Below are 18,278 nucleotides of genomic sequence, written 5' to 3'. Positions count from 1 at the left end.
TCTGTGCGAAATTTGATTCTTGTAGGGCCGATGGGGGCTGGAAAAAGCACCATCGGCCGTTTGCTGGCCAAAGAGCTGCGCCTGCCGTTCAAAGATTCCGACAAGGAAATTGAATTGCGCACGGGTGCCAATATCCCATGGATCTTCGATAAAGAAGGCGAGCTGGGCTTTCGTGACCGCGAGCAGGCGATGATTGCCGAGCTGTGCGGCTGCGATGGCGTGGTATTGGCGACCGGCGGTGGCGCCGTCATGCGCGATGAAAACCGTCGAGCGCTGCATGCCGGTGGTCGGGTGGTGTATTTACACGCGTCGGTCGAACAGCAGGTGGGCCGTACCGCCCGTGATCGCAATCGCCCGTTGCTGCGCACCGCCGACCCGGCCAAAACCCTGCGGGACCTGCTGGCGCTGCGCGATCCGCTGTATCGGGAAATCGCCGATCTGGTGGTGGAAACCGATGAGCGGCCACCTCGGATGGTCGTACTTGACATCCTTGAGCGCCTGCAACGGTTGCCACCCCGTTAAAGCCTGGCCCGAAATGCGCTATTCTCGGCGGCGCGCCATGACCTTATAAGGTATGGCGTAGAGCCACCAGGCGGTGTCGAGAGTTCGACAGTGCCGGTCGTTAATACATCTTCAACGCGGGGACACATGCAGACACTTAAGGTCGATCTAGGCGAGCGCAGCTACCCGATCCACATTGGCGCAGGTCTGTTGGACCAGCCCGAACTGCTTGCGCCGCATATTGCCGGCCGACAGGTGGCGATCATCTCCAACGAAACGGTCGCGCCGCTGTATCTTGAGCGTCTGAGCCGCAGCCTGGCGGCGTACTCGGTGATCTCCGTGGTGTTGCCTGACGGCGAAGCCCACAAAAACTGGGAAACCCTGCAACTGATCTTTGATGGCCTGCTGACTGCGCGCCATGACCGTCGAACCACTGTGGTCGCCCTGGGCGGCGGTGTGATTGGCGACATGGCCGGGTTTGCCGCGGCCTGCTACCAGCGCGGCGTGGATTTCATCCAGGTGCCGACCACCTTGCTGTCCCAGGTCGATTCGTCGGTGGGTGGCAAGACCGGTATCAACCACCCGTTGGGCAAGAACATGGTCGGCGCGTTCTACCAGCCTCAGGCTGTGCTGATCGACACCGCTACCCTCAACACCTTGCCGCCGCGCGAGCTGTCGGCGGGGCTGGCGGAAGTCATCAAGTACGGCCTGATTTGCGATGAGCCGTTCCTGACCTGGCTGGAAGAACACATGGACGCCTTGCGCGCCCTCGATCAGGTAGCCCTGACCGAAGCGATCTCCCGCTCTTGCGCGGCCAAGGCGCTGGTGGTCAATGCCGACGAGCGCGAGTCCGGCGTGCGGGCCACGCTGAACCTGGGCCACACCTTCGGCCATGCGATCGAAACGCACATGGGCTATGGTGTGTGGCTGCATGGGGAGGCCGTGGCGGCTGGTACGGTGATGGCATTGGATATGTCGCAGCGCCTGGGCTGGATCAGCGCCCAAGAGCGCGATCGCGGTATCCGCCTGTTCCAGCGTGCCGGTTTGCCGGTCGTTCCGCCCACGGAGATGACCGAGGCGGATTTCCTTGAACATATGGCGATAGACAAGAAAGTGATCGACGGTCGACTTCGACTGGTACTGCTGCGCCACATCGGCGAAGCCGTGGTGACCGACGATTATCCAAAAGAGATTCTACAGGCCACGCTGGGAGCGGATTACCGCGCCCTGGCCCAGCTCAAAGGTTAATAAGACCCGATGACTAGTTTGCATGCCGACGAGGCGTTCCTCGGCCATTATCACTTGAGCCACGACCCCTTCGCTCCACGGGTGCCGGGTTTCAAGTTCTTCCCCGCCCAGCGCAAGCCGGTACTGGGGCAGTTGCATCACCTCGCGCGCTACAGCCAGTTGCTGCTGGTGGTGACCGGCCCTCTGGGCAGCGGCAAGACCTTGCTGCGCCAGGCGCTTGTGGCCAGCACCAACAAACAATCGGTGCAGAGCGTGGTGGTATCGGCCCGCGGTGCCGGTGATGCGGCTGGCGTACTGCGCGAGGTGGCGCAAGCGTTGAACGTCTCCAACGCCGAGCCGAACGCGATTCTCAAGCAGGTGGTGCAATTGGGCCTGACCGGCCAGGAAGTCTACCTGTTGGTAGACGACGCCGAGCAGCTCGACGAATCGGCCCTGGAAGCCTTGCTGGCGCTGGCAGCGGGTACGCCGGAAGGTCGCCCGCATGTGTTCCTGTTCGGTGAGTCGTCGTTGATCGCCGATCTGGAGCAGATCAGCGGTGAGCAGGAGCTGTTTCACGTCATCGAGTTGCAGCCGTACGAAGAGGAAGAAACCCGCGAATACCTTGCACAACGTCTTGAAGGCGCAGGGGCGGGTATCGAACTTTTCACCGCTGCGCAGATCTCTGATATTCACGAAAGCTCCGATGGCTGGCCTGGAAACATCAACCAGGTTGCCCGCGATGCCATGATCGAAGCCATGATTGCCAGCCGCTCTGCGGTCAAGCGTCCAAAGATGGGGTTCACTATGCCTAAGAAGCACGTATTGGCTATTTCCGCCGTTGTCGTGGTCGCTGTTGCCGCCGCCTGGTTGATCCCGGGCCGCAATAAAGCACCGACAACCACTGGCGCGCCAACCGAACAGGCGCAGTTGCCACTGGGCAAGCCCACGCCAAACGTCGAATTTGCCAACTCCGGCCAACCGACCAACCTGCCGATGGTCGGCCAACCTGTGATGCGCGGCCCTCTGGCTGAAGAAGCCGGTGGCATCTCCGAAGGCGACGACGGTGTGCCGGTGGAAGGCTCCAGCGCCACGCCGCCGACCGTGACCACTACCGCGCCACCTGCAGGCGTACCGGCCGGTGTGCCAGCGACGCCGGTTGCTCCGGTCGCCAAGCCGACTCCTACGCCGGCGCCCACCGTTGCTACCGCCAAGCCTGCTCCGGTGACCAAGCCTGTCGCACCAGCGCCAGCCGCCAAACCAGCCCCGGCCGCCAAGCCTGCGGAAAAACCAGCCGCCACCGTTGCCAAGGCCGGCGCTGCTGGCAGCAGCTGGTACAGCAGCCAGCCTACCGGTAACTTCGTGGTACAGATCCTCGGCACCAGCTCCGAAGCCAACGCCCAGGCGTTCGTCAAAGAGCAGGGCGGCCAGTACCGTTATTTCAAGAAAGTGCTCAACGGCAAGCCTCTCTACGTGATCACCTACGGCAGCTTCCCAAGCCGCGCCGCAGCCGATTCTGCTATCAAAGCCTTGCCAGCGAAGGTTCAGGCTGGTAAACCTTGGCCTCGCACTGTTGCCAGCGTTCAACAAGAACTGGCAGCAACTCGCTGAAGATCCGGCGGCCTTACCCAGGCCGCCCTCCCGGCACCTCAAAAAAATCCGCAAGTGCGTGCAGTCTCCCGAGACCGCGCGCTTTGTGGTGTCTGCGTCACAGTGGCTTTTGAGTCGTAGCGGTCAGAATTAAAAAAGTTTTGACTAGCACAGCATATCGCTTTAAACCTTTCATAAATGCGACATAGATTTGCGACATTTCGTCGCTAAATTTGTGAGCGTCTGTGTCGGTGTGTACAATGACCTCCCTTTTGCCCCCGCTAAGCCGGCGTACGTTCGGCGTGGAAGGTAACCGGTTGAATTGAAAAGAAATTTGCCTCGGTAAAAGAGGCAGCCTGGTGAGAAAGTGTCTATGAAAGCAGGTCTGTACCAACCCGATGAATTCAAGGATAACTGCGGTTTCGGCCTGATAGCCCACATGCAGGGCGAACCCAGTCATACCCTTTTGCAAACGGCCATCGAGGCCCTGACCTGCATGACCCACCGCGGTGGGATCAACGCCGACGGCAAGACCGGTGACGGCTGTGGCTTGCTGATTCAAAAGCCCGACCAGTTCCTGCGCGCTGTCGCCAAAGAGCAATTCGCGGTCGAACTGCCCAAGCAGTACGCCGTGGGCATGGTGTTTTTCAACCAGGACCCGGTAAAAGCCGAAGCCGCTCGCGAGAACATGAACCGCGAGATCGCCGCCGCCGGCCTGCAAATCGTCGGCTGGCGCAAAGTGCCCATCGACACCAGCGTACTCGGCCGTCTGGCCCTGGAGCGCCTGCCGCAGATCGAACAAGTGTTCATCGCAGGCGATGGCCTGAGCGACCAGGACATGGCGATCAAGCTGTTCACGTCCCGTCGTCGTTCGTCGGTGCTCAACGCCGCCGACACTGACCATTACATCTGCAGCTTTTCCCACAAGACCATCATTTATAAAGGCCTGATGATGCCGGCGGACCTCACCGCCTTCTATCCAGACCTGAGCGATGAGCGCCTGCAAACCGCAATCTGCGTGTTCCACCAGCGCTTCTCCACCAATACCCTGCCGAAATGGCCGCTGGCCCAGCCATTCCGCTTCCTCGCCCACAACGGCGAGATCAATACCATCACTGGCAACCGCAACTGGGCCCAGGCCCGTCGCACCAAGTTCGCCAACGATTTGATGGACCTCGAAGAGCTCGGCCCGCTGGTCAATCGCGTGGGTTCCGACTCCTCCAGCATGGACAACATGCTCGAACTGATGGTCACCGGCGGCATCGACCTGTTCCGTGGCGTGCGCATGATCATTCCGCCAGCGTGGCAGAACGTCGAGACGATGGACCCGGACCTGCGTGCGTTCTACGAGTACAACTCGATGCACATGGAACCGTGGGACGGCCCGGCCGGCGTGGTCATGACCGACGGCCGCTATGCGGTGTGCCTGCTCGACCGTAACGGCCTGCGCCCGGCGCGTTGGGTGACCACCACCAACGGTTTCATCACCCTCGCCTCGGAAATCGGCGTGTGGGACTACAAGCCTGAAGACGTGATCGCCAAAGGCCGTGTGGGCCCTGGCCAGATCCTGGCCGTGGACACCGAGACCGGGCAGATCCTCGACACCGACGCCATCGACAACCGCTTGAAGTCCCGTCACCCGTACAAGCAATGGCTGCGCAAGAACGCCCTGCGCATCCAGGCGACCATGGAAGACAACGACCACGGTTCGGCTTTCTATGACGTCGACCAGCTCAAGCAGTACATGAAGATGTACCAGGTCACGTTCGAAGAGCGCGACCAGGTGTTGCGCCCACTCGGTGAGCAAGGCTACGAAGCCGTAGGCTCCATGGGTGACGACACGCCAATGGCCGTGCTTTCCCAGCGCGTGCGCACGCCGTACGACTATTTCCGCCAGCAGTTCGCCCAGGTGACCAACCCGCCGATCGACCCGCTGCGTGAAGCCATCGTGATGTCCCTGGAAGTGTGCCTCGGCGCCGAGCGCAACATCTTCCAGGAATCGCCTGAGCATGCCTCCCGCGTGATCCTCAGCTCGCCGGTCATTTCCCCGGCCAAATGGCGCTCGCTGATGACCCTGGAGCGTCCGGGCTTCGATCGCCAGATCATCGACCTGAACTACGACGAGAGCCTGGGCCTTGAAGCCGCAGTGCGTAACGTTGCTGACCAGGCTGAAGAAGCCGTGCGTGCCGGCCGTACCCAGATCGTACTGACCGACCGCCACATCGCGCCGGGCAAGTTGCCGATCCACGCGTCCCTGGCGACCGGTGCGGTGCACCACCGCCTGACCGAAAAAGGCCTGCGCTGCGACTCCAACATCCTCGTGGAAACCGCCACTGCCCGCGACCCGCATCATTTTGCGGTGCTGATCGGTTTCGGCGCTTCGGCGGTGTACCCGTTCCTCGCGTACGAAGTGCTGGGTGACCTGATCCGTACCGGTGAAGTGCTGGGAGACCTCTATGAGGTGTTCAAGAACTACCGCAAGGGCATCACCAAGGGCCTGCTGAAGATCCTGTCGAAGATGGGCATCTCCACCGTCACCTCCTACCGTGGCGCGCAGTTGTTCGAAGCCATCGGCCTGTCCGAAGAAGTCTGCGAGCTGAGCTTCCGTGGCGTACCGAGCCGCATCAAAGGTGCGCGTTTCGTCGACATCGAAGCCGAGCAAAAAGCCCTGGCCTTGGAGGCCTGGAGCGCGCGCAAGCCGATCCAGCAAGGTGGCCTGCTCAAGTTCGTGCACGGTGGCGAATACCATGCCTACAACCCGGACGTGGTCAACACCCTGCAAGCCGCTGTGCAGCAGGGCGACTACGCCAAGTTCAAGGAATACACGAGCCTGGTGGACAACCGCCCGGTGTCGATGATCCGCGATCTGTTCAAGGTGAAAACTCTGGACACGCCGATGGACATCGCCGAAGTCGAGCCGCTGGAATCGATCCTCAAGCGCTTCGACTCCGCCGGTATTTCCCTGGGCGCCTTGTCGCCGGAAGCTCACGAAGCCCTGGCCGAAGCCATGAACCGCCTGGGTGCGCGTTCCAACTCCGGCGAAGGCGGTGAAGACCCGGCGCGCTACGGCACGCTCAAAAGCTCGAAGATCAAGCAGGTGGCCACCGGCCGTTTCGGGGTGACCCCGGAGTACCTGGTGAACGCCGAGGTGCTGCAGATCAAGGTGGCCCAAGGCGCCAAGCCGGGTGAGGGCGGTCAACTGCCAGGCGGCAAGGTCAACGGTTTGATCGCCAAGCTGCGCTATGCGGTGCCGGGCGTGACGTTGATCTCGCCACCGCCGCACCACGACATTTACTCGATTGAAGACTTGTCGCAGCTGATTTTCGACTTGAAACAAGTCAACCCCCAGGCCCTGGTCTCGGTGAAACTGGTGGCAGAAGCCGGCGTCGGCACCATCGCCGCCGGTGTGGCCAAGGCCTATGCCGACCTGATCACCATCTCCGGCTACGACGGCGGCACCGGCGCTTCGCCGCTGACCTCGATCAAGTACGCCGGTGCACCGTGGGAACTCGGCCTGGCCGAAACCCACCAGACCCTGCGCGGCAACGACCTGCGCGGCAAGGTGCGAGTACAGACCGACGGCGGCCTGAAAACCGGCCTCGATGTGATCAAGGCCGCGATCCTCGGCGCCGAAAGTTTCGGCTTCGGCACCGCGCCCATGATCGCCCTGGGCTGCAAATACCTGCGCATCTGCCACCTGAACAACTGCGCTACCGGCGTAGCGACTCAGAACGAAAAACTGCGCAAGGATCACTACATCGGCACTGTCGACATGGTGGTGAATTTCTTCACCTACGTTGCCGAAGAAACCCGTGAGTGGCTGGCCAAATTGGGCGTGCGTTCGCTGGAAGAGCTGATCGGTCGCACCGACCTGTTGGACATCCTCGAAGGCCAGACCGCCAAGCAACGACATCTGGACCTCACCCCGCTGTTGGGCAGCGATCACATCCCGGCAGACAAGCCACAATTCTGCCAGGTGGACCGCAACCCACCGTTCGACAAAGGCCTGCTGGCCGAGAAAATGGTCGAAATGGCCGGCTCCTCGATCAACGACGCCAGCGGTGGCGAGTTCGCCCTGGATATCTGCAACTGCGACCGTTCCATCGGCGCACGCATCTCCGGCGAAATCGCACGCAAGCACGGTAACCAGGGCATGGCGAAAGCGCCGATCACCTTCCGCTTCAAGGGCACTGCGGGCCAGAGCTTCGGCGTGTGGAACGCCGGCGGCCTGCACATGTACCTGGAAGGCGACGCCAACGACTACGTGGGCAAGGGCATGACTGGCGGCAAACTGGTCATCGTTCCGCCGGCTGGCAGCGTGTACAAGACCCAGGACAGTGCCATCATCGGCAACACCTGCCTGTACGGCGCCACCGGTGGCAAGCTGTTTGCCGCAGGTACTGCCGGTGAGCGTTTCGCCGTGCGTAACTCCGGTGCTCACACCGTGGTGGAAGGCACTGGCGATCACTGCTGCGAGTACATGACCGGAGGCTTTGTCGCGGTACTGGGCAAGACCGGTTACAACTTCGGTTCGGGCATGACCGGCGGTTTCGCCTACGTGCTCGACCAGGACAACACCTTCGTCGACAAGGTCAACCACGAGTTGGTCGAGATCCAGCGCATCAGCGGCGAAGCCATGGAATCCTACCGGAACCACTTGCAGCACGTGCTGGACGAGTACGTCGAGGAAACCGGCAGCGAATGGGGTCGTAACCTCGCCGAAAACCTCGATGATTACCTGCGTCGTTTCTGGCTGGTCAAGCCCAAGGCTGCCAACCTGAAATCGTTGCTTTCCAGCATCCGTGCCAACCCGCAGTGATATGCGCCTGAACAGTTTGATGAGGTTTTAACATGGCTGAACGTCTGAATAACGACTTCCAGTTCATCGATGTCGGGCGCAAAGATCCGAAGAAGAAACTGTTGCGTCAACGCAAGAAAGAGTTCGTGGAAATCTACGAACCTTTCAAACCCCAGCACTCGGCCGACCAGGCCCATCGCTGCCTGGGTTGCGGTAACCCGTATTGCGAATGGAAGTGCCCGGTGCACAACTTCATTCCCAACTGGCTCAAGCTGGTGGCCGAGGGCAACATCCTCGCCGCCGCCGAGCTGTCGCACCAGACCAACACCCTGCCGGAAGTCTGCGGCCGGGTGTGTCCGCAAGACCGTCTGTGTGAAGGTGCCTGCACTCTCAACGACGGCTTCGGCGCGGTGACCATCGGTTCGGTGGAGAAGTACATCACCGATACGGCGTTCGCCATGGGCTGGCGTCCGGACATGTCCAAGGTCAAGCCAACCGGCAAGCGCGTCGCGATCATCGGCGCGGGCCCTGCTGGCCTGGGGTGTGCCGACGTGTTGGTGCGCGGCGGCGTGACCCCGGTGGTGTTCGACAAGAATCCGGAAATCGGTGGCCTGCTGACCTTCGGTATCCCTGAATTCAAGCTGGAAAAAACCGTACTGAGCCACCGTCGTGAAGTGTTCACCGGCATGGGTATCGAGTTCCGCCTCAATACCGAAATCGGCAAAGACATCACCATGGAGCAACTGCTCGCCGAATACGATGCGGTGTTCATGGGCATGGGCACCTACACCTACATGAAAGGCGGCTTTGCCGGTGAGGACTTGCCCGGAGTATATGACGCGCTCGACTTCCTGATCGCCAACGTCAACCGCAACCTGGGCTTTGAAAAATCGCCGGAAGATTTCGTCGACATGAAAGGCAAGAAGGTGGTGGTGCTGGGCGGTGGTGACACTGCGATGGACTGCAACCGCACCTCGATCCGCCAGGGCGCCAAGTCGGTGACCTGCGCTTATCGCCGTGACGAAGCCAACATGCCCGGCTCGCGCAAAGAGGTGAAGAACGCCAAGGAAGAAGGCGTGAAATTTCTCTACAACCGCCAGCCGATTGCCATCGTCGGTGAAGACCGTGTGGAAGGTGTGAAGGTGGTCGAGACCCGTCTCGGCGAGCCGGATGCCCGTGGCCGTCGCAGCCCCGAGCCGATCCCGGGTTCCGAAGAGATCATCCCGGCCGACGCCGTGGTCATCGCCTTCGGTTTCCGTCCAAGCCCGGCGTCGTGGTTCGAGCAGTTCGAAATCCAGACCGACAGCCAGGGCCGCGTCGTAGCCCCGGAGCAAGGCCAGTACAAGCACCAGACCAGCAACCCGAAGATCTTCGCCGGTGGCGACATGGTGCGCGGGTCGGACCTGGTGGTCACCGCGATCTTCGAAGGCCGTAACGCCGCCGAAGGCATCCTGGACTACCTGCAAGTCTGATGATCGTTCCCACGCTCTGCGTGGGAATGCCGCCAGGGACGCTCCGCGTCCCGAACAGCATGACGCGGAGCGTGGGAACGATCCTGCGGCGGCATTGCCGCGACAAATTGACCCGATAGACAAAAGGCACGGTGCATTCCGTGCCTTTTGCGTCGCGCTCTGAGAAAATGCCCGCACTTTTTTTGCGGATGCCGACATGACTGCCCTCAAGAACGACCGTTTCCTTCGTGCCCTGCTCAAGCAACCCGTAGACGTCACCCCGGTGTGGATGATGCGTCAAGCCGGTCGCTATCTGCCGGAATACCGCGCCAGTCGCGCCAACGCCGGTGATTTCATGAGCCTGTGCATGAACCCGGAGTTCGCCTGCGAAGTCACGATGCAGCCGCTGGACCGCTACCCTCAACTGGATGCGGCCATCCTCTTCTCCGATATCCTCACCATCCCGGATGCCATGGGCCAAGGCCTGTACTTCGAAACCGGCGAAGGCCCGCGCTTCAAGAAAGTCGTCAGCACCCTGGCCGATATCGAAGCCCTGCCGATCCCTGACCCACACAAAGACCTGGGCTACGTGATGGATGCTGTGAGCACCATCCGCCGCGAGCTCAACGGCCGCGTGCCGCTGATCGGTTTCTCCGGCAGCCCCTGGACCCTGGCCACCTACATGGTTGAAGGCGGCTCGTCGAAAGACTTCCGCAAGACCAAAGCCATGCTCTACGACAACCCGCAAGCCATGCACCTGTTGCTGGACAAGCTGGCGCAGTCGGTCACGTCCTACCTCAACGGCCAGATCATGGCGGGTGCCCAAGCGGTACAGATTTTCGACACCTGGGGTGGCAACCTGTCGGCGGCGGCGTACCAGGAGTTCTCCCTAGCCTACATGCGCAAGATCGTCAGCGGCCTGATCCGTGAGCACGAGGGCCGCAAGGTTCCGGTGATCATGTTCACCAAAGGCGGCGGCCTGTGGCTGGAAAGCATCGCTGACGCGGGCGCCGATGCATTGGGCCTGGACTGGACCTGCGACCTCGGCGAAGCGCGCCGTCGCGTCGGCAACCAGGTTGCCCTGCAAGGCAACATGGACCCGACCGTGCTGTACGCCAAGCCAGAAGCGATCCGCGCCGAAGTCGGACGCATCCTGGCCAGCTATGGCAAGGGCACCGGTCATGTGTTTAACCTGGGTCATGGCATTACGCCGGAAGTGAATCCTGAGCATGCCGGGGCTTTCCTGCAGGCGGTGCATGAGTTGTCCGCGCAATATCACGTGTAGTCCCAAGGTTTTATGTCATCACCCTCTTGCAATAAGAGGGTGATGTTGTCGCTGATAACCTGAATAAACTGTTTATGGCTGGGCGGATTTCTTATCGCCTGGCCACAGTTCGTTTAAATTGTTTAAATACGTAGGACTATTCCTAGTCAAATGTGGTGTTTATATTTTTTGGGAGATTTCGATTGGCATTATTCAACTATTCCTACATTAATTAATTTCTATATCCGTAAAATTCGATCCCGCTCGCAGTACAGAAACCTTAAAAGCGTATTCCATATTTTCGGATGTGGGTTTTATTGTCTGGTTAAGTAGGGCTCGAATTTAATGATTAAAAAAGACCTGTCACGTTGGGGCGGTGTTTCTTCGCTGGCGTTGTTAAGTGCATTGTTGATACCTGCTCAGAGTGCACAGGCGCATGGTTATCTGAATGATCCACCTTCACGCGCCTTCCAGTGCCAGAAAGGCCTGAACAAAGATTGCGGCGGCGCGCAATACGAGCCGCAAAGTGTGGGTGAAACCTTCAAAGGGTTTCCCGCCGGCGTAGGCGGTGCTCCGTTGCAGGGCCCTGTGGACGGCAAGATTGCCAGTGGTGGTATCGGCCTGTTCTCGGCCATGGACGCTCAATCCGCCAATCGTTGGTACCAGACCGAAATCAAAGACAGAAACATCAACTTCGACTGGAAATACACGGCGGCGCACCCGGCCACCAAACATGAGTACTTCATTACCCGTAATGGCTGGAATCCCAACGAACCGCTCAAGCGTGCATCGTTTGACGGTACGCCATTCTGTGCGGTAGATGGTGGCAATGTGCTTCCCGTCAGTGGCGACAAGCATGCCTGTGTGATCCCCCAGGATAAGAGTGGGCCACATGTAATCCTCGGCGTCTGGACGGTCGGGGATACCGACGCGGCCTTCTATAACGTGGTCGATGTGAACATCCTGGCGGAGCCCGAGTTGCCGGGCGGTTGGAGCGCCGTTGGTAGCATCGCGCCATCCGCTACGCTGCTGGTGGGTGACAAGGTCAAGGCCCGGGCTTTCACCGCTAGTGGCGAGAGCGCGGCCTATTCGGTTGAAATCACGATTGATAGCGTCGACGAGGGTCAACCGCAGAACTGGTCGTTCAAGCTGGCTGAAAAGGTCAATCAGTCCCAGACCCTGATCCAGGCGGGTATTCGCGATGAGCAGGGCAATATTGCCCCTGTCAAAGGCAGCAACAATCTGTTCGCTCAAAAGGACAGCGGCGTTATTCGCTATGAGCTGACCCTGGACGTCAAGGAGGACACGCAGGCGCGCATGGCGTTGTCCGCAATCGCCAGCGAGTACGTATTGGACAAGGGCCGCGCAAAGGTACGCTTTGCCATGATCGCCAACCGCGACATGAACGTCGAAGCCACGCTGTTCGATGCCAACAACAAGTCGGTCGGCACGCTCAAGGCCCTCGCGCAGGGCTACAGCAACTGGCTGGAAATGGACGTGCGTAGCGAGCCGGGCACGCATCATATGACGCTGCTGGGCACCACGGTCGATGGGCGTACCACGCGCCAGGACACCCAACCTGTGAACCTGACGGGTGAAGGCGGGGCGAAGGACTATCACTTCGTCTTCCCTGAAGGGCTGGCAAGCTACGAAGCGGGTACCCGCGTATTGCATTCGAAAACGGGTGAAGTTTATGAGTGCAAACCGTTCCCTGCGTCGGGTTACTGCAAACAATACCTGCCCACTGCCAACGGTTTTGAACCGGGGGTAGGCCATCACTGGCAGACGGCGTGGGATCAACTTTGATTCATTAGTTGACTAAGCCCAGGCAAGTTGTATCGAACTTGCCTGGGTATTTTTTCTTAGGTGAATACTTTTTTTAAACAGGCTGCATTAATTGATGGCGCCTCGAGGTTGGTCCGTGGTCAGGATTTTCATGGGCCTCTGTTACTTGATGCTATTTGTTTCAAGGTTTTGATTTCTCGCTATGAAGCCGACCGTATTGTTGCTGCTATTGCCTTTGAGCTATGGGCTCTCGCTTGCCTATCAAGAATGGCAGTTGCGCCAAGTGTCGATCACATCTGTGCCGACGGCGCCTCTGCCCGTAGCCGCGGCACCGCAAGCCGTCACGCTCAATACCCTTGCAGTGGCGACAGTGTTTGGCCTGGCGACCCAAGGCCGCCGCTTGAACAGTACCGAGCCGCTGACACTGCGGGCCATTGTGGTTGCCAACGACAGCGATTCGCGCGCGCTGTTGGACGGCCCTGACGGGGCGCGGTTTTACCGTACCGGCGAGCGCTTGCCGGGAGGCAGCGTGCTGCGTCGCATCGAGACGGCGCAGGTGGTGTTGTGGCGCGAGGGGCGTGAAGAGTCGCTGAACCTGCACAGGGCAAACACCGGGCGATTTCTTCAGCTCGCGCAGGCGCAGAGCCCAGCCGCCACCGTTCATTTACGGCCTACGGTCGAAAAAACCAGGAGTCACTAGGCCCATGAGTACCCTGAAAGGCGCTGTCGGGGCGTTGATGCTAGGCATGTTGTGGTATGCCGAGCAATCGTTGGCAGCAGAGCAACGCTGGCAGTTGGCGATGAACGATGCCGAGCTGCGCGATGTCGTGGAGGAGATGTCGAGTATCCTCGACACCACGGTGATCCTGGACCCAAAAGTCCAGGGGCGCATCAGCGTGGTGTCACGTCAGGCGTTGGATCGCGAGGGTGTGCGACGACTGTTTTACAGTGTGCTCGATGCCCATGATTTTACGGTGATCGACCAAGGCGACCAGTTGCTCATCATTCCGGCAGCCCAGGCCAAGAGCCAGGCCGGCGATGCAGACGCGCAGGTATCGGCTGCACAGCAGTTCGTCACTCAAGTCATTGCCTTGGGGGCCAGCAACGCAGCAGATCTGGCGGGACTGGTGCGGCCATTGATTTCGGCCAACGGTTACGTCGGTCCTTCGGTATCAGCCAATGCGTTGGTGATCACGGATTCCGCTCGCAATGTGCGTCGTATTGGCGATGTCGTCCGGCAGTTGGATTCCGGTGCGAAGAATGCGCACGAACTGGTGGTCTTGCAGCATGGTGTGGCGGCAGATATTGCGCGCCTGATGGAGGCGTCCATCGGCAAGCAGGCTGCCGACAGTCCCATTCAGGTCCTGGCCGACACGCGCAGCAACCGGCTGGTGATCGTGGGCACGGCGGCTGCGCGCCAGCGCCTGGTACAACTGGCGCGTAGCCTGGATACGGCGACGCCCGCCCGCCTGGACAATGCCCGCGTCATCCGCCTGCGCTACAGCGACGCCAAGCAATTGGCCGAGGTGCTGGATTCCATGGGGCAAGGGATGAAAACCCAACCCAGCGGCGCAGCCCTGAAAGAATCGACGGCCAACGCGCCTTTCATGGTCAGGGCCGATGAAAGCCAGAATGCCCTGGTGGTCGTTGCCGAAGCGGTACAACTGGCCACCCTTGAGGGCATCGTGCGCGAGCTGGACCAGCCTCGCGCCCAAGTATTGATTCACGCCGCCATCGTTGAAGTCAGCGGTGATATCAGCGAGGCACTGGGGGTGCAGTGGTCGTTCAATCGGGGTAGCAGTCAAGGGCTTGTAAACTTCCCCGGTACTGGTATCCCAATCCTTGGCGCGCTCAAGTTCGATGATAAAACCGTCGCGCCGGAGGGGGCCCTGCTAAAGCTGGGTGGCGATCGATTCGGTGCGTTGGTATCCGCCCTGGCCAGCAACACGCGTAGCAACCTGTTATCGACGCCGAGCCTGCTGACCCTGGACAACCAGGAGGCGGAAATCATCGTCGGTCAGAACGTGCCGTTCAAGACCGGCTCCTACGCGACCAACAGCAGCGGTGCGGATAATCCCTTCACTACGGTGGAGCGCAAGGACGTCGGGATCAGCCTCAAGATCAAGCCCTATATCAACGAGGGCTCGACCCTGCGCCTGGAAGTCGCGCAAGAGGTCTCCGATATCGCGCCTGCGGTCGCTGGCGTCGACTCCTCTGACCTGATCACCAACAAGCGCGCGCTCAAAAGCACGATCCTGGCGGATGATGGCGAGATCATCGTGATCGGTGGCCTGATCAAGGACAGCGTACGAACGCAGACCAGCGGTGTGCCGCTGTTGCGTGACATTCCTTACCTGGGCGCGTTGTTTCGCTGGAGCCGTGATACCCAGGTCAAGAGCAACCTGATGGTCTTCCTGCGCCCGACGATCGTACGCAGTGGCCAGGACTTGTCCAGGCTCAGCCAGGAACGCTATCAGGACTTGCGCGGCGAGCGTCCACCTGGCGCCCTGCAATTGCCCGACGAAGCGGCCCAATTGTTCGACCTGCGCCAGCGTCCCGGGGTCAGCCAATGAAGCCATTGCCCTTCGGGTTTGCCCGGCGTTTCGGTGTACTGATCGACGATGGACATTTAATCGTCCGTGGCGCTACGCCATTGAGCGCGATTACCGAGGCCCTGCGCCTGTGTGAGCAAGAACTGCCGCCGCGCCTGGTGACTGACGAAGCATTTGCCCTGGCGTTGGCGCGGATTTACAGCGAGGGGCAGGCGGCAGCCGAGCAGGTCGCACAAGGCTTGGACGAGGAACTGGACTTGTTCAGCCTGGTGGACCAGGTGCCGCAAACGGCCGACCTGCTGGAGCAGCAAGGGGATGCGCCGATCATTCGGTTGATCAACGCATTGCTCAGTGAGGCCGTGCGGGCAAAGGCCTCGGATGTCCACCTGGAAACCTTCGAGCACACGCTGGTAGTACGCATGCGCGTTGATGGGCAACTGCGCGAAATGCTGCGGCCACGGCGTGAGCTGGCAACCTTGCTGGTGTCGCGAATCAAAGTCATGGCACGCCTGGATATCGCCGAAAAACGTGTGCCGCAGGATGGCCGCATGGCGCTACGCCTGGCAGGGCATGAGGTGGACGTACGGGTATCCACCTTGCCTTCGGCTCACGGCGAACGTGTGGTACTGCGCCTGCTCGACAAGCATGCCGGGCGCCTGCAACTGGCGCGCCTGGGGATGTCGCCGAGTACCCTCAGTCAGTTGCAGCAATTGCTTGGCAAACCTCACGGGATCTTCCTGGTGACCGGCCCCACCGGTTCGGGCAAGACCACCAGCTTGTATGCCGCGCTGGCCCATCTCAATGACCAGGCCCGCAACATCCTCACGGTGGAAGACCCCATTGAATATCACCTGCCGGGCATCGGCCAGACGCCGGTCAACCCCAAGGTCGACATGACGTTTGCGCGTGGCTTGCGAGCGATCCTGCGCCAGGATCCGGACGTGGTGATGGTGGGCGAGATCAGGGACAGTGAAACCGCCGAAATTGCCGTTCAGGCTTCCCTCACCGGGCACCTGGTGCTGTCGACGCTGCACACCAACAGCGCGATTGGCGCTGTCACTCGCCTGGTGGATATGGGCGTAGACGCTTATCTGCTGGCTTCGTCCCTGGTGGGTGTACTCGCGCAGCGCTTGTTACGCACGTTGTGCCCCGATTGCAAGACCGCCGTGGTGGCCGATGCCGAGGTGTGCCGTCGGCTGGGGCTCGATCCTGCCCAGGCGCCGCGTGTGTTCAAGGCTGCGGGCTGCGAAAACTGCCGCCAGGGTTACTGCGGGCGTATCGGTATCTACGAACTGGTCACGGTTACGCCGGCACTGTCCGCATTGATTCATCAGGGGGCCAGTGAGCAGGCGCTACTGGCCGAGGCACGACGGTACTCGTGCAGCTTGTTCGAGGATGGTCGTCGGTGCGTGCTTGAAGGGCTGACCAGCGTGGATGAGTTGTTGCGGGTAACCCAGGAAGACTAGCCATGCCTACCTATGACTATCGCGCCCATGACCGCTCTGGCCGTTCATGCAAGGGGCGCCAAGAGGCCGACAGCCCGCGCCATGCCCGGCAATTGCTGCGTGAGCGTGGCCTGCTGCCGAGCCGCATGCGACTGGCAAGCGAACGCATTGGGGCTGGAGTGGGTGGGGCGACGAGAATGAGCGCTGCGGACCTGGCGCTGCTGACCTTGCAGTTGTCGACCCTGGTCCAGGCCGGGCTTCCGCTGGAACAGGCACTGCAAGCGGTGGCCCAGCAGAGCCAGAAGCGCCGGGTCAGCACGGTGCTCTCGCAGGTACGCGACCGGGTGATGGAGGGGCAATCCCTGGCGTCGGCCCTCGGCGCCTATCCCAGGGCCTTTCCTGATGTGTTGCGCGCCACCATTGCGGCGGGTGAGCGCTCTGGGTACTTGGGGCATGTCCTTGAGCAGTTGGCGGCGTATACCGAAGCCCGTCAGGCGTCGCGCCAGAAGATCCAGTTGGCGCTGGTGTATCCGGCGTTGTTGATGTTCGCCTGCGTGGCCATCGTCGGTTTCCTGCTCGGCTATGTGGTGCCGGATGTGGTGAAGATTTTCGTCGACAGTGGCCAGCCGTTGCCCTGGCTGACCCAGGCGATGATCACCCTCAGCCAGGGTGTACGCGGCTATGCCTGGGTACTCGCGCTGATGCTGGTGGGCGCAGGCTTGCTGCTGCGTTGGAGCCTGCGTCAGCCGCACTGGCGCTGGCAGTGGCACCGCCTGGTGTTGCGCCTGCCGTTGTTGGGGGGAGTGTTTCGTGAGATGGAGGCGGCCCGGTTCGCCAGTACCTTGGCCATCCTTGGCAAGAGCGCCGTGCCTCTGGTGGATGCGCTGGAAATTGCCGCGGCGGTCATCGGTAACGTGACCATCCGCAGCCGCATGTGCGATGTCGCGCGCTCGGTGCGAGAGGGCGGTACGTTGACCCGAGGCCTCGAGGCCGGTGGAGATATACCGCCGCTGATGCTGCACATGATTGCCAGCGGCGAACGCGCCGGTGAGCTCGACAGGATGCTGGCGCGCGCCGCCGAGCAACAGGAAAAAAGCCTCGCCGCCCGCATCACGCTGGTGGTGAGTCTGTTCGAACCGGCAATGCTGGTGGTGATGGGCGGCGTGGTGCTGCTGATCGTCATGGCCATTCTGTTGCCGATCCTCAGCCTTAACCAACTGGTGAACTGAATGCCGAAGGGACAACGCGGTTTTACCCTGATCGAAATCATGGTGGTGGTGGTCATTATCGGAGTGCTGGGGGCCATTGTGGTGCCGCAGTTCATGGGGAGGCCTGATCAGGCCAAGGTGACCGCGGCCAAGACCGATGTGCAGGCCGTCGCCACCAGCCTGGAGATGTACCGCCTCGACAATGGGCACTACCCGTCGACCCTGCAAGGCCTCGAGGCCTTGAGCAAACGGCCAGCGGGCAACCCATCGCCGAGGCACTGGAACCCCCAGGGCTACCTGAAAAGTGTGCCGGTCGACCCATGGGGTACGCCCTATCAATACCTGAACCCGGGCGTGCGTACCGTCAATGGTGGCTACGACCTGTATTCCTTCGGCGCCGATGGCGCGCCGGGCGGCGAGGGGCATGCCGCCGATATCGGTAACTGGGGAGACTGATCCA

The 18,278-nt window shown here is 60.9% G+C and carries 12 protein-coding genes; all 12 read left to right on the top strand.

Going from position 1 to position 18,278, the window contains the following annotated elements; translation table 11 throughout:
- Nucleotides 1–3: 3 nt before the first annotated feature.
- A complete protein-coding gene (gene aroK, locus AC07S6_RS18820) occupies nucleotides 4–522 on the top strand; it encodes a shikimate kinase AroK (RefSeq protein WP_003187914.1) in 519 nt (172 codons plus the stop codon).
- Nucleotides 523–648: 126 nt separating this feature from the next.
- On the top strand, nucleotides 649–1,749 hold the full coding sequence (gene aroB, locus AC07S6_RS18815) for a 3-dehydroquinate synthase (protein WP_034125577.1): 1,101 nt from the start codon (nucleotides 649–651) through the stop codon (nucleotides 1,747–1,749).
- A 9-nt stretch (nucleotides 1,750–1,758) separates the two neighbouring features.
- The gene (locus AC07S6_RS18810) at nucleotides 1,759–3,336 is read left to right on the top strand and encodes an SPOR domain-containing protein (RefSeq protein WP_054896205.1); all 1,578 of its coding nucleotides are present in this window, start codon (nucleotides 1,759–1,761) and stop codon (nucleotides 3,334–3,336) included.
- A 352-nt stretch (nucleotides 3,337–3,688) separates the two neighbouring features.
- Entirely contained in the window at nucleotides 3,689–8,134 is a 4,446-nt protein-coding gene (gene gltB / locus AC07S6_RS18805; protein ID WP_197880881.1) for a glutamate synthase large subunit, read from the top strand.
- 32 nt (nucleotides 8,135–8,166) lie between these two features.
- Nucleotides 8,167–9,585, top strand: coding sequence for an FAD-dependent oxidoreductase (locus AC07S6_RS18800; protein ID WP_046070563.1), 1,419 nt, complete (start codon nucleotides 8,167–8,169; stop codon nucleotides 9,583–9,585).
- A gap of 196 nt (nucleotides 9,586–9,781) precedes the next feature.
- On the top strand, nucleotides 9,782–10,849 hold the full coding sequence (hemE, locus tag AC07S6_RS18795; protein ID WP_078731230.1) for a uroporphyrinogen decarboxylase: 1,068 nt from the start codon (nucleotides 9,782–9,784) through the stop codon (nucleotides 10,847–10,849).
- A 324-nt stretch (nucleotides 10,850–11,173) separates the two neighbouring features.
- Nucleotides 11,174–12,634, top strand: a complete 1,461-nt coding sequence (gene gbpA, locus AC07S6_RS18790; RefSeq protein ID WP_105225485.1) for an N-acetylglucosamine-binding protein GbpA — start codon at nucleotides 11,174–11,176, stop codon at nucleotides 12,632–12,634.
- 181 nt (nucleotides 12,635–12,815) lie between these two features.
- Nucleotides 12,816–13,313, top strand: coding sequence for a type II secretion system protein N (locus AC07S6_RS18785; protein WP_495112776.1), 498 nt, complete (start codon nucleotides 12,816–12,818; stop codon nucleotides 13,311–13,313).
- Nucleotides 13,314–13,350: 37 nt separating this feature from the next.
- On the top strand, nucleotides 13,351–15,186 hold the full coding sequence (gene gspD / locus AC07S6_RS18780) for a type II secretion system secretin GspD (RefSeq protein WP_495112798.1): 1,836 nt from the start codon (nucleotides 13,351–13,353) through the stop codon (nucleotides 15,184–15,186).
- A complete protein-coding gene (gene gspE, locus AC07S6_RS18775) occupies nucleotides 15,183–16,631 on the top strand; it encodes a type II secretion system ATPase GspE (RefSeq protein WP_495112775.1) in 1,449 nt (482 codons plus the stop codon). The genes gspD and gspE overlap by 4 nt, the downstream gene beginning before the upstream one ends.
- A 2-nt stretch (nucleotides 16,632–16,633) precedes the next feature.
- Nucleotides 16,634–17,839 carry a type II secretion system inner membrane protein GspF gene (gene gspF / locus AC07S6_RS18770; RefSeq protein ID WP_495112774.1) on the top strand — a complete coding sequence of 402 codons (1,206 nt, stop codon included), beginning with the start codon at nucleotides 16,634–16,636 and terminating at the stop codon, nucleotides 17,837–17,839.
- Nucleotides 17,840–18,274, top strand: coding sequence for a type II secretion system major pseudopilin GspG (gene gspG / locus AC07S6_RS18765; protein WP_495112773.1), 435 nt, complete (start codon nucleotides 17,840–17,842; stop codon nucleotides 18,272–18,274).
- Nucleotides 18,275–18,278: the final 4 nt, after the last annotated feature.

The organism is Pseudomonas sp. GW821-FHT07B01 (assembly GCF_059419065.1).
This window is presented reverse-complemented; position numbering and strand designations above follow the sequence as displayed.